This is a genomic window from Streptomyces lancefieldiae, from assembly GCF_031845825.1.
Lineage (GTDB): Bacteria > Actinomycetota > Actinomycetes > Streptomycetales > Streptomycetaceae > Streptomyces > Streptomyces lancefieldiae.
The window spans coordinates 1-19,929 of sequence record NZ_JAVRFH010000051.1; the positions used below are offsets into that span (position 1 = coordinate 1).

The 19,929-nt window shown below is 68.3% G+C and carries 17 protein-coding genes and 5 pseudogenes; 13 read left to right on the forward strand and 9 right to left on the reverse strand.

What is annotated here, in order from left to right:
- A pseudogene (locus tag RM812_RS43380) lies at positions 1-115 on the forward strand (IS630 family transposase); the annotation flags it as partial.
- 455 nt (positions 116-570) lie between these two features.
- Here RM812_RS43380 and RM812_RS33145 read toward each other — a convergent pair.
- The 4 genes and pseudogenes from RM812_RS33145 to RM812_RS33160 form a co-directional block, all read right to left on the reverse strand.
- A pseudogene (locus RM812_RS33145) lies at positions 571-1,455 on the reverse strand (RNA polymerase sigma-70 factor); the annotation flags it as partial.
- A 33-nt stretch (positions 1,456-1,488) separates the two neighbouring features.
- Positions 1,489-2,664 carry an NAD(P)/FAD-dependent oxidoreductase gene (locus RM812_RS33150; RefSeq protein ID WP_311581268.1) on the reverse strand — a complete coding sequence of 392 codons (1,176 nt, stop codon included), beginning with the start codon at positions 2,662-2,664 and terminating at the stop codon, positions 1,489-1,491.
- A 177-nt stretch (positions 2,665-2,841) separates the two neighbouring features.
- Positions 2,842-4,056 (reverse strand): glycosyltransferase, encoded by a 1,215-nt coding sequence (locus tag RM812_RS33155; RefSeq protein ID WP_311581141.1) that lies wholly within the window; start codon positions 4,054-4,056, stop codon positions 2,842-2,844.
- Positions 4,053-4,853 carry a MerR family transcriptional regulator gene (locus RM812_RS33160; RefSeq protein ID WP_311581144.1) on the reverse strand — a complete coding sequence of 267 codons (801 nt, stop codon included), beginning with the start codon at positions 4,851-4,853 and terminating at the stop codon, positions 4,053-4,055. The genes RM812_RS33155 and RM812_RS33160 overlap by 4 nt, the downstream gene beginning before the upstream one ends.
- Positions 4,854-5,060: 207 nt before the next feature.
- On the opposite strand from RM812_RS33160, the gene RM812_RS33165 reads away from it, so the two are divergent.
- The 3 genes from RM812_RS33165 (at position 5,061) to RM812_RS33175 (ending at position 7,130) form a co-directional block, all read left to right on the forward strand.
- Positions 5,061-5,498, forward strand: coding sequence for an Rrf2 family transcriptional regulator (locus RM812_RS33165; protein WP_311581147.1), 438 nt, complete (start codon positions 5,061-5,063; stop codon positions 5,496-5,498).
- Positions 5,499-5,620: 122 nt separating this feature from the next.
- Positions 5,621-6,619: a quinone oxidoreductase family protein gene (locus tag RM812_RS33170; RefSeq protein ID WP_311581151.1), complete on the forward strand. Its 999-nt coding sequence runs from the start codon at positions 5,621-5,623 to the stop codon at positions 6,617-6,619.
- Positions 6,620-6,647: 28 nt separating this feature from the next.
- Positions 6,648-7,130, forward strand: a complete 483-nt coding sequence (locus RM812_RS33175) for a GNAT family N-acetyltransferase (protein ID WP_164420010.1) — start codon at positions 6,648-6,650, stop codon at positions 7,128-7,130.
- 123 nt (positions 7,131-7,253) lie between these two features.
- On the opposite strand, the pseudogene RM812_RS33180 reads toward RM812_RS33175, so the two are convergent.
- Positions 7,254-7,983 (reverse strand): annotated as a pseudogene (locus RM812_RS33180) (SDR family oxidoreductase).
- Between the two features lie 150 nt (positions 7,984-8,133).
- Here RM812_RS33180 and RM812_RS33185 point away from each other — a divergent pair.
- The 7 genes and pseudogenes from RM812_RS33185 (at position 8,134) to RM812_RS33215 (ending at position 13,428) form a co-directional block, all read left to right on the forward strand.
- Positions 8,134-8,646, forward strand: a complete 513-nt coding sequence (locus RM812_RS33185; RefSeq protein ID WP_311581159.1) for an NUDIX hydrolase — start codon at positions 8,134-8,136, stop codon at positions 8,644-8,646.
- 76 nt (positions 8,647-8,722) lie between these two features.
- On the forward strand, positions 8,723-9,388 hold the full coding sequence (locus tag RM812_RS33190; RefSeq protein WP_311581162.1) for an MSMEG_1061 family FMN-dependent PPOX-type flavoprotein: 666 nt from the start codon (positions 8,723-8,725) through the stop codon (positions 9,386-9,388).
- A gap of 55 nt (positions 9,389-9,443) precedes the next feature.
- Positions 9,444-9,749 (forward strand): phage tail protein, encoded by a 306-nt coding sequence (locus tag RM812_RS33195; protein WP_311581165.1) that lies wholly within the window; start codon positions 9,444-9,446, stop codon positions 9,747-9,749.
- 273 nt (positions 9,750-10,022) lie between these two features.
- A complete protein-coding gene (locus RM812_RS33200; RefSeq protein WP_311581168.1) occupies positions 10,023-10,970 on the forward strand; it encodes an ornithine cyclodeaminase family protein in 948 nt (315 codons plus the stop codon).
- Positions 10,971-11,290: 320 nt separating this feature from the next.
- Positions 11,291-11,758, forward strand: a pseudogene (locus RM812_RS33205) (NAD-dependent epimerase/dehydratase family protein); the annotation flags it as partial.
- 580 nt (positions 11,759-12,338) lie between these two features.
- The gene (locus RM812_RS33210; RefSeq protein WP_311581171.1) at positions 12,339-12,545 is read left to right on the forward strand and encodes a hypothetical protein; all 207 of its coding nucleotides are present in this window, start codon (positions 12,339-12,341) and stop codon (positions 12,543-12,545) included.
- 445 nt (positions 12,546-12,990) lie between these two features.
- Positions 12,991-13,428: a pyridoxamine 5'-phosphate oxidase family protein gene (locus RM812_RS33215; RefSeq protein WP_311581174.1), complete on the forward strand. Its 438-nt coding sequence runs from the start codon at positions 12,991-12,993 to the stop codon at positions 13,426-13,428.
- Between the two features lie 114 nt (positions 13,429-13,542).
- Here RM812_RS33215 and RM812_RS33220 read toward each other — a convergent pair whose 3' ends face one another.
- Complete coding sequence (locus RM812_RS33220; protein ID WP_311581177.1) at positions 13,543-14,466, reverse strand: RNA polymerase sigma-70 factor; 924 nt, start codon at positions 14,464-14,466, stop codon at positions 13,543-13,545.
- Between the two features lie 177 nt (positions 14,467-14,643).
- Positions 14,644-15,117 (reverse strand): carboxymuconolactone decarboxylase family protein, encoded by a 474-nt coding sequence (locus tag RM812_RS33225; RefSeq protein WP_311581180.1) that lies wholly within the window; start codon positions 15,115-15,117, stop codon positions 14,644-14,646.
- Between the two features lie 171 nt (positions 15,118-15,288).
- Here RM812_RS33225 and RM812_RS33230 point away from each other — a divergent pair, with 171 nt between their 5' ends.
- Both RM812_RS33230 and RM812_RS33240 read left to right on the forward strand, forming a co-directional pair.
- A complete protein-coding gene (locus tag RM812_RS33230) occupies positions 15,289-15,672 on the forward strand; it encodes a DoxX family protein (RefSeq protein WP_311581183.1) in 384 nt (127 codons plus the stop codon).
- A 572-nt stretch (positions 15,673-16,244) separates the two neighbouring features.
- Positions 16,245-16,352 (forward strand): annotated as a pseudogene (locus RM812_RS33240) (TraM recognition domain-containing protein); the annotation flags it as partial.
- A gap of 102 nt (positions 16,353-16,454) precedes the next feature.
- Here RM812_RS33240 and RM812_RS33245 read toward each other — a convergent pair.
- Together RM812_RS33245 and RM812_RS33250 are read right to left on the reverse strand one after the other, a co-directional pair.
- Positions 16,455-17,351 carry a DUF5655 domain-containing protein gene (locus RM812_RS33245; protein WP_311581271.1) on the reverse strand — a complete coding sequence of 299 codons (897 nt, stop codon included), beginning with the start codon at positions 17,349-17,351 and terminating at the stop codon, positions 16,455-16,457.
- A gap of 1,637 nt (positions 17,352-18,988) precedes the next feature.
- On the reverse strand, positions 18,989-19,918 hold the full coding sequence (locus RM812_RS33250) for an alpha/beta hydrolase (protein WP_267716008.1): 930 nt from the start codon (positions 19,916-19,918) through the stop codon (positions 18,989-18,991).
- Positions 19,919-19,929: the final 11 nt, after the last annotated feature.

The window sequence follows — 19,929 nt, forward strand, 5'->3', positions numbered from 1 at the left end:
AGACCTCGACCGCACCCTTCGCCGCGAGTTACGCAGGATCCAGCTCCGCCCCCACCTGGTCGACGGCTGCCTGACCGCCACAGGTCTGGCTCTCACCCCACCGACCTCGCCGTGAAAACCTCAGTAGTCCTCCGCGGCGCGCTCGGGTCGGGCCTCACAGGGTCCCAGCAGATCGTCCGCCGCGAGGAGACCTTCATCAGAGGCGGGCGGGCACACCATCGTCACCAGGGCCGCGCGAACTGGCGCATCGTCCTCGACACGGACGACTTCGTCGTCCTGGTCGACGGCAGCCGCGACGATGGCACCCGTCTGTGCGGGGCCATCGCCGATGTAGTGCACGCTCTCGGGCTGAGGTGTCATCGCCGGATATCGGCTTCGACCGCTCTCACAGGTGTGCCCATACCGGGGTCGATGCCGCCGGCCGAGCAGATGAACCAGGCTTTGCGCTCCGGGGGCATGTCCAGGAGCGCAAAGCCATGCGGCAAGGCAAGCATTGCGTGTTCCATCAGGCGGTGTGGTGAAACATGAGGGCAATCTGCTCCGCCACTGGACGTTCACCGCAGGGTGAGCGGGGGTCTGGGTTGCGATGCGGGACAGCTTCTCAGGGTTGCGGACGAAGTACAGGCCGGTGATGCGGCCGGCCTCTACGCGGGCCGCCATGATGCCGTCCAGCTCACCGTCCAGGTGGACGACCAGCGCGGGGCTGCCGTTGACCACGGTGGGGCCGAAGGCGATCGGGAACGAGTTCTTGTCGAGGCCGCCGGCCAAGAGGCGGGCCACCTTGCCGACGCCGACGACCGGCCGCAGCGCAGCGTGCTTCACACCACCGCCGTCGCTCATGTACCCCACTTCGGGCGCGAGCACGTCGAGCAGGCCCTGCAGGTTCCCGCTCTCCAGTGCTCGCTGGAACGACTGCAGGGCCGCCCGCGCCTCGTTCTGGGAGACCACCTCGCGCGGGCGCCGGGCGTCCACGTGCCGGCGGGCCCGGTGCGCGATCTGGCGGACGGCTGCCGGGGTCTTGTCGACCGCCGCCGCGATCTCGTCGTAGCCGACGTCGAAGACTTCGCGGAGCACGAAGACGGCCCGCTCGGTCGGTGACAACGTCTCCAGGACGAGCATCACCGCCATCGACACGCTCTCGGCGAGTTCGACGTCCTGGGCCGCGTCCGGCGTGGTCAGCAGTGGCTCCGGCAGCCACGGGCCCACGTACGACTCCTTGCGCCGCGACATCGTACGCAGCCGGTTGAGCGCCTGCCGGGTCGTCATCCGGACCAGGTAGGCGCGCTGGTCGCGCACCTGCTCCAGGTCGACCTCGGCCCACCGCAGCCACGTCTCCTGCAGGACGTCCTCGGCGTCGGCCCCCGAGCCGAGCATCTCGTACGCCACGGTGAAGAGCAGGTTGCGGTGGGCGACGAATGTCGCGGTCGCCCGGTCAATGGCGTGGTCATCACTCATGTCTTGATCGTTTCCCCCTCGGCCGGCCGGGACCTAGGAAACCCGTTCGACGACGACCGGTGCCTCGGCGCGCATGGCCTCCAGCGCCTTCTTGCGCCCGGCGCCTCCCTTCATGCGGTGCAGGCTGTATCCACCGGGCTTGTGCGCCTCATCGGCCAGGTGCTTCAGGATGCCCTTGCACACCGTCTCCTTCATCTTCGCGCCGAGGCGACCGCCGATGTGGAACCACATTGCGACGTCGGACCTGTTGCCGAACTGGAAGATGCCGGTGCCCCGGCCCATGCTGATGCACTGCGCGCCGAACGATTGGTTGAGGGTCTCGGGCTGCTCCCCGGCCAACCGGCTGAGCACCGTGTCGGCCGCCCGCGCACCCAGCGGCAGGCCCGACGGCGCCGCCGAGTCCCCAGCCGCGACGATGCGCTCGTCGTCCACGCTCGTGAGCGTCTCGTCCGTGAGCAGCCGGCCCAGGGCATCGATGCTCAGCCCACTGCGCGCGGCCAGGTCGGGCACGCCGAATCCGGCGGTCCAGACGGTCACCGCGCTCGGCAGTTCCCGGCCGTCGGCGAGCCGCACCGCGTCACGCGTCACCGCCGTCACCAACGCGTCGGGGCCTTCCACGACCGTCACTCCGAGCGCCGCCAGCCGGCCGGCCACCGAACGTCGCCCCCGCCGGTGCAGGTACGGGCCGAGCACCCCACCGCAGACCAGGGTCACGCCGCGGCCCTGTTCCGCGAGCTCGGCGGCGATGTCTATGCCCGTCGGACCGGCTCCGACCACCGTCACCGCGGCCGATGCGGGCGCGGCATCGAGGACTGGCACCAGCCGCTGCACCTCCTCCAGGGCGGCGATCGGGTAGGCGAACTCGGCCGCCCCGGGCGCCCGCGGGTCGGCACTGCCACTGCCCACCGCGTAGACCAGGTAGTCGTAGCCGACCGCGCCCCCGCTCGCCAGCTCCACACCGCGGCCCGCCGCGTCGATCCGCGTCACGCTGTCGACCACCAGCCGAACGCCCTCCGCCAGGACCTCCCGATAGTCGACTACGGCGGAGTCTGTCCCGCCCACCAACTGGTGAAGACGGACCCGGTGGACGAAGACCGGGCGCGGGTTGATCAACGTCACGGTCACATCGCCGCGCTGCGTCAGGCGATTGGCCGCCATGACGCCGGCGTAACCGCCGCCGATCACCACCACATCGGAATGCTCAGCCATGATGTCTCCCTCGTTTCGAGCGGGTTCGAGCGGTTCGACCACGAGACACCGCCCCACCGGTCCCTGTGACAGGGGGTGAGTCAGATCACTTCACAGGCGTGCCCGTCTGAGCGGACGCGGCCCACGGGGGCCCAGGCTCCTTCTGGACGCCGGACGAGCGCGAGGGACCGATTGGCGTCATCCGTCGGTCAGTTGCTGGATGGCCTTGAGTGTCTTCCGTGCTCCGTTTTCGGTCGCCATGTGTTGTGCCGCTTGTGCTGCGGCTCGACTGTGTGTCTGCTGCTTCACCACTTGGTGAAGGGAGTCGGCGAGCCGTTCGGGGGTGAGGGACCGGAAGGGGATGGGGTCGGTGGCGGCGCCGAGGGCGGCGAGTCGCCCGGCCCAGAACGGCTGGTCCGCGGTCACCGGGACGGTGACGGCAGGCACTCCGGCGCGTAGCGCGGCGGCGGAGGTGCCGGCGCCGGCGTGGTGGACGACCGCGGCCAGCCGTGGGAACAGCAGGGCGTGCGGTACGTCCCCGATGGTGAGTACGTCGTCCCCGTCGGCGGCGAGTTGGGCGCTGCCGGCCTGGAGGATCCCTCGCAGTCCGGCGCGGCGCAAGGCTTGCACGGCGATCTCGCTCAGCCGCTCCCCGTCGCCGGAGGCCATGCTGCCGAAGCCGACGAGGACGGGCCGGGGTCCGGCGGACAGGAAGTCCTCGAGTTCGGAGGGCAGCCGGTCGGCCGGATCGTGGTGGGGCCACCAGTTGCCCACGACGTCCAGGCCGGGGCGCCAGTCGGAGGGACGGGGCACCAGGGCCGTGCTGAAGCCGTGCAGGATCGGCCAGTTCGCCTGTTCCTGCCGTCGGCGCACCTCGGAAGGGGAGGCCGGAGGGAGAGCGAGGCGGTGGCGCAGCTGTGCGACGGCCTGTGTGTAGACGCGGTCGGCCATCCTCAGTGCGAAGCGTCCGGTGGCCCGGTTGGCGAGGCGGCCCAGTGAGCGGGTGCCGGTCACCACGGGTGGGAAGTCGCCGGTCGGTGCGGTGGGCTGGAGGTACACGCCGAGGCTCGGTATGCCCGTGGCCTCGGTGAGGTGCCAGCCGAGGGGGGCCGTGGTGGTCGACAGCAGGAGCAGGTCCGTGCCTTTGTCCACCGCGTCGGCGAAGCCCTGGCCGAGTTCGGTGATGAACGCAGCGGCGGCCCGCATCAGGTCGCGTTGGCCCGTGACGCCGCCCTGCCCGCGCGTGTCGGCGGGCAGGCTGCGGAATTCCAGCCCTGCCTCGTGTGCGAGGGGTGCGAAGGTGTCTGTGGTGGCGAGGGCGACGTCGTATCCGGCCCGGCTCAGTGCGGCGCCCAGGCCGGTGTAGGGCGCGACGTCGCCGCGCGATCCGGCCGCGGCGATCAGGATCCTCATCGTTGCTCCTCGGAATCGGCGCGGGGGCCCGTGTGGCGGTCCGCGTTGGCGTGGACCGCGTTGCGCGTGTAGGCGGCCAGGCCCGGGCGTTGCTGGGAGGGCGGTACGACCAGGGCGAAGGCACGCGGGTCGGCGACGAAGTCGTCCGCGATGCGCCGGTGCATGTCGGGCGGGCAGGAGGTGAACCAGCGTGCGATGTGCAAGCGGTGTTCCTCGGCGAGGTCCATGGCCTGCTCGCCGCAGCTCGGTTCCCCTTCGTCGAAGGCGGCGAGCAGCTCCGCGCGCCAGGCGGCGGCTTCGCCCATGAGCCGGCGCCAGTCCTCCTTGGTGTGGGCGTCCGCGCGCGCCATCGCCTCGCGCTGTCCGTCCGAGTGCGCCCACTTCAGCTCCGCCTCGGTGGCGTAACTCAGGTCGAAGGCGACCTCACCGAACACCTCGAAGCGTTCCTCGGGCGTCAGGGGCACACCGGTCTTCTGGACCTCGATGGCCCGTTCCGCCACCTCGGCCAGCCGCTGCAGCCTGGCGATCTCCTCGTGCAGCTGCCGCTGCCGGGCCCGGAGCCGCTCCAGGGGGTTCGCGTGCGGATCCTTGAAGATCGCGGCGATCTCGTCGAGGGGGAAGCCGAGCTCGCGATAGAAGAGGATCTGCTGGAGACGGACCAGGTCGGCCTCGCTGTAGAGCCGGTACCCGGCGTGGCTGCGGTCACTGGGCGAGAGCAGTCCCGCCTTGTCGTAGTGATGCAGCGTACGCACCGTCACACCGGCGAACGCCGAGACCTGCCCCACGGAATAGCTCATCCACCCGCCCTTTCGTCGGCACACAGCCTCAAGCCTGACGTAGGGGGAGGGTCAAGTCGCGCTCGGGCGGGACATGGCGAAGGCCGCGTTCACAGGGGATCCGCGTCGCTCGCGTCCGTCCTGACCGTGTGCGACAGCGCGCGGTGGCCGCTTTCCACCGCCTCCCCTTGCTGTAAGAGTTACTGTTACAGCAAGGGGGTGGAGGATGTGAGCGCCAACAGCAGGATGACCGTCGCCGTCCATGCGCTGACCTGGATGGCCCTGGTACACGATCGCGGGCGCGACGTGGTCACCTCGGACCAGATCGCCACGAGCGTGGCCACGAACCCGGTCGTGATCCGGCGCAGCCTCGCGGATCTGCGGGAGGCGGGGCTGGTGACGGTCCGGCACGGCGCGGGGGCCGGCTGGACGCTGGCTCGCGCCGGGGAGTCCATCACCATGCTCGACGTCTTCCGCGCGGTGCACGACGAGCCTCTCTTCGCCCTGCATCGCGGCGAACCGAACCAGGCGTGCCCCATCGGCCGTGGCATTCGGCCCGCGCTGCGCGACGTCTACGCCGACGCGGAGGAGGCCGTTCGCCGGGAGCTCGCGAAGGTCACGATCGCGGACGTCCTGCGGGACACCCTGGCCACCCGCTCCGACTGAACCTGCGCCCCGGCGCGGCCGGTTTCGCGCTCACCCTTAGTTGTAACTGAACTTGTTTCATCGACGCGGACCTCCGGCGGACCCGGGTGGTCCTGCCATCTCACCTACGGAGGTGAAACGCCATGCTGGCGATCGAGTACCGGCGCCACGGCGGCTACGAGGAACTGCAACTCGTGGAGCGCCCCGCCGAACAGGCCACCGGCGGCCGGGCGTCGATCAGGCTCTCCTACGCCGAAGTGAGCCCGGCCGACGACACGATCAGGGCGGGCCGGATGGATGCCTCCCTGCATCGGGCGCCGCCCCTCATACCCGGCGGCGGCGCAGTGGGTCGGGTCACAGACCCTGGAGCGACCGGCCTGCCGGAGGGCACGCGCGTGGTGGTCGGCGGCGGCGGTCTCGGCTGGCGCACGGACGGCACCTGGCGCGAGCAACTGACCGCGGCGGCCCCCCAGCTGATACCGATTCCCGACGGAGTGGGCGACGAGGCCGCCTGTGCCCTGTTCGCTGGTGCCGGATACAGCACCGCCTACCTTGTGCTGACCCGGGTGGCCGGGCTGAAGGCCGGCTGCACCGTCCTGGCACCGGGCATCGGCGGCTCTGTCGGCATGGGCGCCGTGGAGGTGGCCCGCGAGCTAGGCGCGTCCCTGGTCCTGACCACCGCTAGCCGCACCGACAAGGCGGAACAGGCTCGCGCCGCCGGTCACCGGCACGTGATCGACCTGTCCCGCGAACCCCTGGCCGGCGGTGTCGCACGCATCACCGGCGGCAGGGGCGTAGACGTCGTGGTCGACGGCGTCGCCGGTCCGCTGCTCGGTGACTGCATCGCCTCCCTCGCACACGGAGGTGTCTACGTCGGTGTCGGATACGCCGGCGGCATCGAAGGAACGGTGAACATCACCGACTTGATATGGAAAAACGCCACCGCCCGTGGCTACACGTTCACGACGACCCCGCCCGACGTCGCACGGGCTGCCAGAGTAACCCTGCTGAAGTGGCTGGCCGCGGGCCGCATCAACCCCGTTGTCGCTCGTGTATTGCCGCTGGAACAGGCGGCCGAGGCGCAACGCCATCTGATCGAGGATCGGCCCTTCGGCCGTGTCCTGCTCAAGATCGATCGCTGAAGCAAGCTGGAACAGGAGGAGTCAGGACATGGAACCTCGCGAGGCCCTCACGGCCGACATACCGGAACTGATCCGGCTGCGCGCAGTCGCGCTGGAGGGCCTGGGCATGGATCCCGGGCCGGCCGACACGCCGTGGCGGCGCATCGCCCACGGCTGGTTCGAGGAGCGCATCAACCACCGCGACGACTGCGTCTGCCTGGTCGTCGGGGGCGAACCCGGTGAACCGCTCCTCGCCTGCGGCATGGCCTGGATCACCTACCATCTGCCCAGTGCGCGCTGGCCCGACGGACGCCGCGGCTACCTCGACGGGATCGTGACCGACGTCCCCGCCCGCGGCCAAGGCCACGCACGCCGCATCGTGGACGCACTGGTCGGCCACCTCCGCACGGCGGGCATCCACTACGTCCAACTGCACGCCAGCATGGCCGGAAGGCCGGTGTACGAAGCCGCGGGCTTCGTCACCGGCAGTTACCCGAGCATGGACCTGATCACGGCTCCGCCTGCCGGATGAGGGACTGCCCAGTCTCCCGAGTAATCGGCAACTCGATCTGCCTGAATGTCCACAGCCCAGTCGGCGACGGCCGTCCGAGCGGCATGGCCCCGGCCGTCGTACTGTGACGTGCCAGTGCGTGGGTCAGACCTGTTCGAAATGAAACGCCTTGATGAAGCAGTCACGGGGCTGGGCGACGGCAAAGAGGATGCACTCCACGAGCGACTGCGCGGTGAGGGCGTCCTCGGCCGCCCGCTGGGTGGTCTCCCACTCCTCAGAGAGCGGATCAGCGTTGTCGAAGTCGGGCGGGTAGAGCGAGATCACCCGGACTCCCTGAGGACGCAGGCGCCTGGAGAGGATCTCGGGTGAACCCCGCCTGGGCGCTCTTGGCCGCGTAGAAGGCGTCGTGCGCGTCCGAGCGGTGGTGGCCCGGTGTTCCGCATGCGGAGACCATCGTCACGACATCCGGCTCGTCCGAGTTGAGCAGGAGGGGGAGGAAGCTCTTCGTTGCCAGGACGGTGCCCGTGGCGCCGGAGGCGATGGTGTCGACGACGTCGGCGTCGGTCGCGGACAGCAGGTCCGGCCCCGTCAGGTAGCGGGAGCCGTTGTTGATGAGGACGTCGACGCGGTCGGTGTGGTCCGCGACGCCGGAAGCGAAGTCGCGGATCGAGGCGGGCTCCGTCAGGTCGCAGGCGAAGGCGTGCACCCGCTGGTGGCCGCGGTCGCGGAGCTCGTCGCGGACTCGCTCGGCGGCGGCGAGGTGGCGTGCCGAGAGGAAGACCTCGGCACCGAGGTCCGCGAGGCGGATGGCCAGGGTCCGTCCGAAGTCCCGGCCGGCTGCTGTGATGACGACGCGGTGGTTGTCCCATCTCATGGTGTCGTCCCTGATTCGTGGATCGATTGGTGCGGTGCATCGCGGCGGTGCGGTCTGCGGCGCGGCCAGCCCCGTAGCCGACGGATGCCACGGCCGCCGGCCACGATGACTCCGGCAAGCCGGGCGAGAGCCAGGTCTACGCTATCGGTCATGCCCACTCACAAGCGGTCGTTCACCGTCAACGATGATGTCGAGGTGCCCAGCCCTGGTGCGGGCGAGGTCTGGACCGTTGGCGCCGTCATCCTCAACAGGGAGGGGCGTGCCTTTGCCCAGAAGCGAAGCTGGGAGCGTCGCCTGTTTCCCGGCACCTGGGACATCGTGGGCGGCCATGTCGAGGAGCGGGAAACGCTTCTGGAGGCTCTCGCACGTGAGGTCGAGGAGGAGACCGGCTGGCACTTGACCCACGTGCGGCGGTTCCTTGGTACCACGACCTGGACGGGGGACGACGGCGGTGGTCTGCGTCACGAGGCCGACTACCTGGTCGAGGTCGACGGTGACCTGGACCACCCCGTGCTGGAATGGTCCAAGCATTCCGCCTACGACTGGTTCGGCCCCGACAACCTCGCCCGCCTCAAGGAGAACTGCGGCCCCGGGCAGTTCATGATCCACGACCTCGTCGCCCGGGCCATCGAAGATCCCGGACGCGTCATCCCCATGGCCTGAGTCGGAGGCTCTCCGAGCAGGGGCACGTTCCGGTTTCCGCCCCCGGTACACCGGGTCGTCTTCTAGGGTCGTCCCTATGATGATCGACACCGATGCCGTCGGCTTGCTGTTCGATTCCTTGCGGGCGGATGCCGTCACCAGCCCGGACCAGCTGCGTGAGCTCTATCCGCAGCCGAACCCGAACTCGCTACGCAAGGAGACCGACCGCCTCACCGAGGAGGCCCGGGCGCTGATCGGCTGTTCCTCACTGGTGTTCATCGGCAGTGCGGACCGCGAGGGCCGGGCGGACGTGACGCCGCGTGGCGGTGCCGCCGGGTTCGTCTCGGTGCTGGACGAGCAGACCCTGGTGATCCCCGACGCGACCGGTAACAAGCGGCTCGACACGATGCACAACGTGCTGCAGACCGGACGCGTTGGGCTGCTCTTCCTCATCCCCGGTCGCCCTACCACGCTGCGGGTCAATGGCCGCGCCTGTGTTTCGGCACGCCCGGAACTGCTGGCCCAACTCACACCCGTAGGGAAACCACCGGTCACCGCGCTGGTCGTGCACATCGAGCAGGTCTACCCGCACTGCCCGAAGTCACTGATGCGCGCCAACGCCTGGCGACCGGAGCAGTGGCTCCCTGCCGACGCCCAGCCGAGCAGCGCCGAGGTGACCCTGGCCCAGCTGAACCTGCCCGGCCTGACCCTGGACCAGGTCGAGGAGGCCGAACAGGAGTCACTGCGCCTGCGGTACGAATGAATTCGATGCGAGAAGTCGTTTTCGTTCGGTATTGCATCCCGTGAGCTGTTGTCCGATGTCGAGCCATGACCGCATCGCCAACCGTCAGGTCAATGGCCACCCGGCGGCTGGTTTGCATGACGATATTGAGCAGCAGACGCGTCGTGTCGTGAGTCAGGCACACAAGGACGTAAGACAAAAAGGCACCCATAATGGCGTCCGTCAGTTGCTTGCCCGGTTCGACCGAGACGATCCGACAAGCTTGCGCCCGCCAGTGGCAGTGGGCTTTGCCCTGCTCGAGGCTCGGGAAGGTCTAGCAGTTGGCGAGGCGAGCGTCGGTCAAGGCTATCGATCCAGTCGTACGAGTACGGCGCAAGCCTGAATTGTGCGATCCATGGCCACACCGCTTCGGCAGGCGCCTCGACTCTCACGCCCCTCCATGCCTGCAGCCCGGGCGAGGTGACGAAGGCTTCGCATGGGCAGCGACAGCAGGGTTTCGCTGTCGCTGGCACCCCAACGGCGTCCGATCATGCCCATTCTCTACCGACATCCCCGTGAAAAGCTGGTTGCGCATGCTGCTCGAGGGCGTCTGTGACCAGGCGTGGCATCGCCCCCTCTACTGGCCGCCGGAGAACTGCGTGAAACTCTGAGGCGCATGACCCGGATTCTGACGCGCACGGACCTGCTGGAACTGCTGGATCCCTCGGACTGCATCAGGGTGCTTCGAGAAGGGTTTGCCGCGTCCGTGCACAGTTCTCTGCCAGGCCAGCGGGTGCGCACCGATCTTCCCTTCCCAGGTACTGCGACAGCCTTGCTGCCCGGACTGCTTCCGGGGACGGACGCCTATACCGTCAAGGTCAACGCGAAGTTTCCTGGCGCGGTCCCGTCCCTGCGGGGTGTGATCTGTCTCCACAGCGGCACGGATGGCGAATTGCTGGCCCTGATCGACTCCGCCACCATCACGGCCTGGCGGACCGGCCTCGCCGCGGCCCTGGCCACCGATCTGATCGCCCGGCCGACGGGCGAGGGCGCCTGCACGGTCGGGGTGATCGGTGCCGGAGCCCAGGCCGAACTGACCATCCGTGGACTTCGCACCCTGAGATCATGGGACCGTCTGGTCGTCCACGACGTCGACGCACAGCGGGCGTCCGCCTTCGCCCAGAGACACGGCGGCACCGTGGCGTCGACGCCGGCGGAGGTAGCCGCCGCGGCACACGTGGTGGTCCTGGCCACCTGGTCGCATGAACCTCTGCTGCATCTGAAGGACGTGCGTCCGGGACAGCACCTGACCACGCTCGGTGCCGACGAACCCGGCAAGCAGGAACTCGCCCCCGAGGTACTTCTCTCCGCCCGGCTGATCGTCGACGACACCACACTTGTCGCAACGCACGGCGCCCTCGCCAACGCCGGCTTGCCCTCCTCGACAGCTGCCGCCTCCCTCGGAGAGGTCATCCGCGGCGATGTACTCGCCCGCAACCACAGCCGGGAACTCACCGCCTACGCTCCCGTCGGCCTGCCCTGGCAGGACCTGGCCCTGAGCTGGCTGGTCTTCCAGCAAGCCGAGGCAACGGGAAAGGGAGCACTCGTCGATCTCCTGTCATGACCGCTACCGAGGTCATCGAATTTCACGGTGCGGAGATCAGCTGAGACCAGCAGCCAGCCAGGCTTCCGGGGCGTTGTATGACCTGTTCATGGCGAGCTGACGGCTGTCTCGAAGTCCGCGGTGCTCGATCCCCCCGCACACGCAACGCCACCCGTCCCCTGACAACTCTCGGCATTACGAGATCAGACGGACAACGCTCCCAGTTGACGTCCAGCGCCCTGGCCGCGCGGCGGGGCCGACTGAAAGGGTGGACCGCACGATAGTTTTGAACGCGTTCAACTCTTTGGTCTAAGCTCATCCGAGACGGAGGAGGGGAGCCGATGAAGATCGTGATTCCGGGCGGCACCGGACAGGTCGGCACTGTCCTGAAGCGTGCACTGGCCGGCGCCGGCCACGAGGTCGTGATTCTCACCAGACGGCCCAGGCGTGAGGGCGAGGTTCAGTGGGACGGTCGGACCCCGGGGCCGTGGACTGCCGCGGTGGATGGCAGCGATGTCGTCATCAATCTGGCCGGACGCTCCGTGAGTTGCCGGTACACGGCGGCCAATCTGCGGGAAATGATGGACTCCCGAGTCGACTCCACCCGGGTTGTGGGCGCCGCGATCGCGGCTGCTGCCCGACCGCCCCGCGTCTGGCTGCAGATGAGCACCGCGACGGTGTACGCGCATCGCTTCGACGCCCCCAACGACGAGGCCATCGGTGTCATCGGCGGTACCGAGCCGGGTGTGCCGGACTACTGGGCGTACAGCGTCGAGATCCCCAGGGCCTGGGAGCAGGCTCAGCAGCAGACTGAACGACGCCGTCCCGGCGTCTGGAATTGGAGGAACCATGGGGGCTGGATTCGGAGCCGTAGTGTTTGTCCTCTACTTGCTCTACGCACTCATCATGGTGCCCTTCTGCGTTCTTGTCGGTTCGAGAACGTCCCAGCGCATGGGCTGGATGATGTCGGTTCCCCTGCTCTTCTTTCCTCTGGCTCTGTTGATTGCCCTCTTCATCCCCTGAAGCCTGCACAGCTGAGGAAATGTCACGGTCCCGGCGCCGGCCCGTACTCGGTGGTGTCGCCAGGTCTCCCAGAGGCGCAGGAGAGTAAGGAAACCTCCATCGCGGCATTGTCACCTGTCGCACGGGGCCGGCCCAGTGAGCCGGTCAGGCCCGCTCGCGTACACGAACGGAGATCAACTTCCGTAACCGGCGTTCACTTCGCCAGCCGCAGCCCATGTGCACCACCTTCCGGCCTCCTGGCGGGGGGCGACTATGACTTCCGGTGCGTTCACCTCAGCGGCGGGATGCTCGGTGATGTCCGTGGACCGCAGCCTGCTCGGCCTGTCCAATCCATAAAGAAGAGCATCGTTCGGGGAGCCGATAGAGATGACCGCAGTACGCATGACAGCCGCCGTGCTGGCCACATGGGCCACGCTGATCTTGCTCCTACTCGCGCCGTCGCCCTTGCCAGAGCATTGGCACTACTACATCTACTCTCCAGCGAGCGTGGGCCTGTGGCTACTGGCCCTACTCGTCGCCCCTGTCGTGGTCTGCATCGTGAAATGGCCGTGGATCAAGTCGGGCAGCAGGTGAACCGCGCCCCGCATACAAGCCACTACCCGGTACGCCTGGTCATCAACTACGGGACGGCCCTTAGCGGGTACATCATTGTGCTGGCAGGTGCGCCTACGACAGATACGCCGCAGCCCTCCGCAACACCTCGTTTCCCTGCTCCAGCAGCCGGATCCGCTTCTGGGCCTTGTGCACCTCGACCGACTCATCCAACGTCGTTGCTGGCTGGGCGCCCTTGTGTTGCTGTGACGTTGTCCAGTGGCCCTGGCGTCACATCGTTCAGCGGCCCCGGTCGATGAAGCCGCTGTGTCTCTTGGGCGGCTTGAAGCGGCCCCGGGGATTGGTCCGCGTCGGGGCCACCGGAGGGCACTTCGGCCTTCTCTTCCGGGGGTTGAGGCGTCTGAGGCTTTGGTCGTAGGTCGCAAGTCGGTGGCGGAGTGATCGGCAGCAACAGAGGATTGAGGACGTGGAATCTCCTGGTTTTGATGTGCAAGCTTTCCTGCAGCAGCCGCTCACCGCTCGTATCGCGACGAGCGGGCCGACGGTGCGTCCTGTCTGGTTCCTCTGGGAAGAGGGTGCTTTCTGGATCTTGACAGGCCCATGGGCCCGGCTGTTCGACCGCGTGAAGGACGACCCGAGCGTCGCCCTCACGGTGGACGAGTGCGATCTCACGACAGGGCGCGTCCAACAGGTGATCGCTCGAGGCCAAGCCGAACTTGTGCCTTTTGACGTGCCCAGAGGGCGGCGCAAGCTTGCCCGTTACTTGGGTGCGGACGAGGCTTTGTGGGACGAGCGTTTCGTGCACTACCTGCATGATGACCCGGGCGAGCGAGGCACGATGTGGTTGCGCTTGGTGCCCGCCTCGCTCACCGCGACGGATCTCAGCTACTCCGTGACATCGTGATGGTGTGCTTCGCGCCGTCGATCTTATGCGCCTTGGTCCCGGCCAGGCGGTAAGACAAGCTTCCGGTGGCTTTGACCTGCGACTGCTCTGATTCAGATCCTGCCACTTGGGAGGTCACCTGGGCTGTTTACGAGTCTGCTTCACTTCTCGGTCAACGGCCCAGGCGTCGGCGACCGGACCGAGGTGGCCGAGCTTGTCGGGGTTGATGACGGAGCGGATGGTCTGGATCTGCCCGTCGAGCATGTCGAGGGCGAGGACGTGGAGGATCTTGCCGTCGCGATCGCGGAAGAGCGCGCCCGGCTGGCCGTTGACCTCGCGCGGTTCGCACGTGATGTCGACCCGAGCCATCAGCGGGTACACGGTGGCGAGCAGCCGGGCCACGTTCTCGGCGCCGGCGACGGCCCTGGCCAGCTGCGGGGCCTTGCCACCGCCGTCCCCGACGAGCTGGACATCGGCCGACAGCAGACTCTGCAGTCCGTCCACGTCTCCCTGCGCCAGTGCCTCGAAGAACCGCCTCGCCAGCTCCTGCCGCTCCTGGCGGTCCGCTTCGAATCGCGGTCGTCCCTCGTTCATGTGGCGGCGGGCCCGTACGAGCAGCTGTCTGCACGCCGCCTCCGAGCGTCCCACGGCCGCGGCGATCTCGTCGAAGCCGAAGGCGAAGACCTCCCGCAGCACGAACACCGACCGCTCCAGCGGGCTGAGCCGCTCCAGGAGCAGCAGCGCCGCCATCGACACCGAGTCGGACAGCTCCGCCGCGCGTGCCGGCTCCTCGTACGGATCGTCCAGGAGCGGCTCGGGCAACCACGGACCGACGTACTCCTCCCGCCGCACCCGGGCGGAGCGCAGCACGTCGATAGCGATCCGCGTCACCGTGGCCGACAGGAACGCCTTGACCGACACCGGCCGGGTGGTCGAGGCGTCGTAGCGGAGCCAGGTCTCCTGCACCGAGTCCTCAGCCTCGCCCACGCTGCCCAGGATCCGGTAGGCGATCGAGAACAGCAGCGGCCGCAGCTCCTCGAACTCCTCGACCTTGCCCACGCCGGCTCCCCCTTGCGTTCTGAATGCCTGGTCGGCCCCTCACCGACGAGGCATCGTTCATAGATCATCCGATGCGCGGGCGGAACGGTCAACGCGCGTGTCCTCGAACGAATTGATGGTCTTGGCATGGCGTCCTGGCCCCGGCATCCTTGCCGGGGCCAGGGTTGCAGTAGCGGTTCAGTGGAACTGGCCGACCTGGTAATCGCCGGCCGGCTGCTGGGTGATGATGTTCAGCCGGTTCACCGCGTTCATGAACGAGACCAGCAGCACGAGGGCCGCGAGCTGCTCCTCGTCATAGTGCTGGGCGGCACGCGCCCACACCTCGTCGCTGACCCCGGTGGCCGCGTCCGCGACCCGGGTTCCCTGCTCCGCCAACGCGAGCGCGGCGTGTTCAGCCTCGGTGAAGACCGTTGCCTCCCGCCAAGCCGCGATCAGGTTCAGCCGCACCGAGCTTTCGCCAGCCGCGACGGCTTCCTTGGTGTGCATGTCGATGCAGACCGCGCAGCCGTTGATCTGGCTCACGCGCAGCGCCACCAGCTCCTGCGTCGTCGCGGGCAGCGGCAATTCCTTCAGCTCCCGACCGGCCGACATGAAGTGCTTGAGGGCCTTGCCGGCGGCCGGGTTGGCAAAGTAGTTCAGGCGCGCGTCCATCGTGTGCTCCTCCACGTTCGTCGATGCCTTCACCCCCGAGACGAGGCGGCCCTCGCTCCTGTGACACGGCACGGTGTGACCCACGTCTCTGCGCCGTTCGGGTTCGGGCATGTCACAGGCCGACTCGCTGCCTCGTCTCGGGTGCGGAAGTCCTCGATCAGGGAGTTGACGATGAACGTTGCGCTGTGGATCACCGCTGGAGTACTCGCCGCCGTCTGTCTGGTGGGCAGCTCCAAGATGTTCGTGCCGCAGCAGAAGCTGGCCGCGGTCGGCTCCTCTGCGCAGTGGGTCCTGGAGTTCAGCCCCGGCGCTCTCAAGGCCATCGGCGCCGTCGAACTGCTGGCTGCGATCGCACTGATTCTGCCCGCAGTGCTCGACATCGCGCCGGTGCTGGTGCCGCTGGCCGCCACCGGACTCGTTCTGCTCTTCGTCTGCGCGGTCACCATGCGCCTGCGCCGCGGCGAGAAGGCCACCATCACCGGCGACCTGATCTACCTCGCCCTGGCCGCCTTCGTCGCATGGGGCCGTTTCGGTCCCATGCCCTTCACCGGCTGACCACCGGGGCCGGGTACCGTCCAGGCCCGGCTCGCTCCTCCTTACCGCCGCCCTCCTCGCCGCGCTGCACCGGCTGCACCCGGGCATGGCTTTCGCACCCAACCACAAGGGAATGGACATGCCTCCGGCGGGCCCCATCGTCCACCATGGACGCGATTGCAAATTCAGCGTCCCCGAGAACAGCGCTGGAAGACTAAGCGCATGACGAGCCGAACGCGTCACCCGTGCACGCACAGTCAACTTCACAGCGATGCCCCACCGGAGCGTTCCGGTGGGGCTTCATCTCATGGCTCCGCGCAGAAGCCCGCCAAGGATGCTCCCCGGCAGAGCGACGGCCTATCACACGTCTGTCACCAACGACACGGACGCCCCCAGGCCACGACGCTTTGACCTGCTACAACGCACCCAGCATGGACTGGCGCGGACGCCCATAGACGGTCTCTACAACCTGTGCCATGTGGTACCCAGTGAGGGACCGAGGATCAGGACCGGGGCCTCTTCTGGCCCGTCAAAGCGGTATTGCAGGGTGTTCGGTGGTGTCTCACTCACGCCCCAGACCCTCTCACGTCTCACTGCAGTCCTACCGCCAGGGCCAGAAGGTCTGGGGAGACGCGGGCATGGACGCCATGTGGTCCGCGTCGACCGCCAAGGTCATCGGCTCCGGCATCGACGACCCGGACTTGGACCACCGCCACGCCCTGCCCGTACGTAGAGAGGCTCCTGCCACGACCGCAGACACCACAGGTGCCGCAACCCGTCACGAGGCCGGGCTCTGCAGGCGATCAGGCCGCCGCGTAGCTTGCCCGGAACAGGTCCTGCGCCCGCTCCACGTCCCTGAGCGTACGGAGCTGGACCTCCAGATCAACCGTGCCGTGGTGCCCGAGACCGGACACGTCCCGGGTGAAGCCCAAAACAAGATCGACGTCCTTCGGGTCGACCTTCAGGTAGACCAGCAGCTTGCTGCGCTGCGGCGGGCACAAGCAGGCAAAGTTCCGGAGCCGCTGATACGCCCGGTAGGTCTTGCGCTCCACCCGGTTCACACCGTCCCCGAGCCCAAGCAGGACCTCGTCGACCGCACCCGCCAACTCGCGAATCGCCGCGCCCTGGACATCAGCCGCCGCCTGGGCAACCGCCTGGCGCCGTGCTCGGCGGGCCACCTGAATGCCGCCGCTCACGGAGGCCACGGTCTCAAGCCCGAGCAGGTCCCTGCCGAAGAGTCGGTAGCGAACCAGGTCGATCGATCTCCGGTGCTCGCGCACGGCATGCACGTCGTAGCGGGTGAAGTCGCCGGCGATGCAGATCAGGCGCGGTCCGCTCCACAGGACCTGAGACGCGGCCGTCACCCCGAGCCGGTCGCGGACCAGGTGCTCGAACTCCGCCCGGTGGTCCATCAGCCACGCCAGGTAGAACAGGCCCTGGTTGATGACGCCGGCGTCCGTGCCGCGCTTGTACTCGACGATGACCGGCGATCCGTTCTCGTCCAGCCCGAGCGAGTCGATCCGACCCCCGTGGGCGGGCCCAGTGCTGTACTCGCTCGCCAGGAACCGGACGCCCAGCAGCATCTCCATGTGCGCCTCGACGAGACTCTGCACATCGGCCTCGACCTCAGCAAGACGCGGCATGACCTGCGTCATGCCGCTATTCGTCGTGTCCGTGCGGAACAGCTTCAGGCCCGACACCTTCCCCTCCTCGGCTCGGAGATCGCCAACGCCGACGGGGTGCGGGATTGTTTCCGCGAGAGACTTCGGGGGCGTGAAGATAATGTGAGACCCTACGTACTGCCCGATCAGGGAGCGCTCGCGTCCCCCGGTCACCGGCAATCTGCGATTCCCCCATGTGTCCCCCGCGACTTGGGGGACAGCTCCCGGAGGCTGCGTTTACACAGGTCAGCCCCCGTAGCTCAGCGGATAGAGCACGTGCCTTCTAAACGCTCGCTCTCCCTCGGGTCCCTAATTCGCAATCCTTCCGAGGCGTTATCAACAGAGAAGACGGCGCTCCACTGGCCGCCGGCTACTTCCAAAGCCTCCGAGGGAAACCACCGGCTACGGGGCACCCTTGAAGCATCCGTAGTTGACTATCGGCGGTTTCCGCGCGGCGGTTATCGCCCTGGTCAGGAAGTCAACAGGATGATGGCCGCCGTGATCCCCCGACCTGGGCCGGCATGGGCACGCTGGTGCCGTGACGGTCCTGAAGGACCTGCGCGCCCCGAGGCATCCGAGCGCTGACGGTGCCCTTGGAGCGGCCCCGCTGCCGGCGCAGCACGTCCTTGACCGCAGCGACCACCCTCTCGTCCTGCCGCCCTGAAGGGCTTGGGCCGCGGGTCGTGCGGTGGTCGACGAGCCCCCACAGCCCTTGGTTGCGGTAGGCCAGGCGCATGCGCTGCACCGTCGTACGCGACACCCGGGCAAAACCGAGCGAGGTGAGCTCCTCGGCTTTGGCCCGCTCCCGCTCGGCCAGCGTGTGCCGTTCGGGGGCGTATTGCGGCCGTATCGTCCCGCCGCTGCCGGGACCACCCGGGCAGACCGGACTCGACTTCCCTCACCTGCCGCTGCCAGGCCAGCGCCTTCTCCCGCGCCGCGGCCGGGGCGGTCTCGAACAGCCCCCACCGCGGTACCACCGGAGGCTGCTTTACTTCCGCCTGAGATCCCAGCACGGCGAAGCCGGCATCGGCGAAGAGGTGCCCCGCCAGGACCGTCTCACGCTGCCGTCCTCGCCAGCCAGGTGCACGCGCTGTCCGGCCAGGGCGACGACCTGCCACCGCACTCCGCGGAAGCGGACATGCGCACCGACCGCCACCACCCGCCGCCCGCTGCTCACGCCGCATCCCCACGCCGGGCCTCGGCCTCGTCGCCACCTGCGTCCGTAGCCGCGTCCTCCGCGGGTTCGCTGAGGTCCTGTGTCACCTCGGCATAGCCAACCTCGCCGACCGGCCGTCTTCATGAAGGCGGCCGGTCGGCACGCCTGTATCGGCTTGGAGGAGGGAGCCGGGACCGATCATGACGCGTTCGTGAGGTGGCCTATCCAGGTCTGTCGTCAGCTGTCTGTGCCACAGCGCGTGGAAGACAGCGGGTAGGACTGTGATCGGGTCGCCGACTGCTTCGGCTCCTTCGATCAGCGGCTGCGCCCGCTGGAACGCCTCGAAGACCGCGGGCATTAGGCCAGGGCGCTCGGCGTTGCGGGGATGGCGGTATCCGGCCAGCCATTCACCGTGTCGGTTTGCCGTGGTCGGCCCGCTGGCAACCCTGTGGCGGGTGAAGATCACCCCACGTGCCGGGCAGGCTCAGGACCGGGACGCGTGGTGGGGTGCAGTGCAGGCTCAACGTGCTCGCTCGTACTCCCGGGTGATGAAGGAGACGGCGTTGTCGAGGGCCTCGTCGGACTCGGCCATGTGCCCGGCCAGCATGTGCCAGACATGGAACATGCGGGGCCAGACCTCAAGGGTGGTGCGGACGCGTTGTTCGGCGAGCCGTCCGGCGAGCGTGATGGCGCCGCTGAGCATCACTTCGTTCTCGCCCATCTGGATCAGAGTCGGGGCCAGACCACGCACCTCGGCGAAGACGGGGGAGGCGTCTGGATCGGTTGCCAGCGCGTCGCCCAGGAAGGCACGAGCGAGGTCGTCCAGGAACTCACCGGTGCACAGCGGGTCGATGCCGGCGCGGCTGCGGACCGAGGGGCCGGAGTGCGTCAGGTCGGCCCAGGGCGAGATGGCCACACCTGCCACGGGCAGCGGCAGGCCCGCGTCGCGTGCCTTGCGCATGATGGTGATCACCATCGCGCCCCCAGCGGAGTCACCCGAGATCGCGATCTTTCCGGGGGCGGTTCCCGCCGCAAGGAGTGCCCGGTAGGCGGTGAACACGTCGTCGATGGGGGTCGGGAACGGGTGTTCCGGGGCCTGTCGGTAGTCAGGAACGTAGGCCCGTGCGCCCAGGCGCTTGGCGTAGTGGCCGGCCAGCCCGACATATGCCTCGACCGCGCCATGTACGTAGCCTCCTCCGTGGATGTAGAAGAGTGCCCGGTCATCGGTCACCTCGTCCGGCACCACCAGCATGGTCGGCACGCCATCGAGCTCGACCCTCTCGAAGCTCACGCCGTGCGGCGCGGGAAGGGCGGCGGCGAGCTGCTTGCCGTAGCTGTCCCGCACTTCCGTCCAGGTGAGGTCGCCTTCCCCGGCAAGCGCGGGACCGATGTCACTGGCTGCCTGCACCCAGCGTTCCAGCAGTGCCGCGGCCTTTGGTGTCAAGTTCATGGTGCTCATGT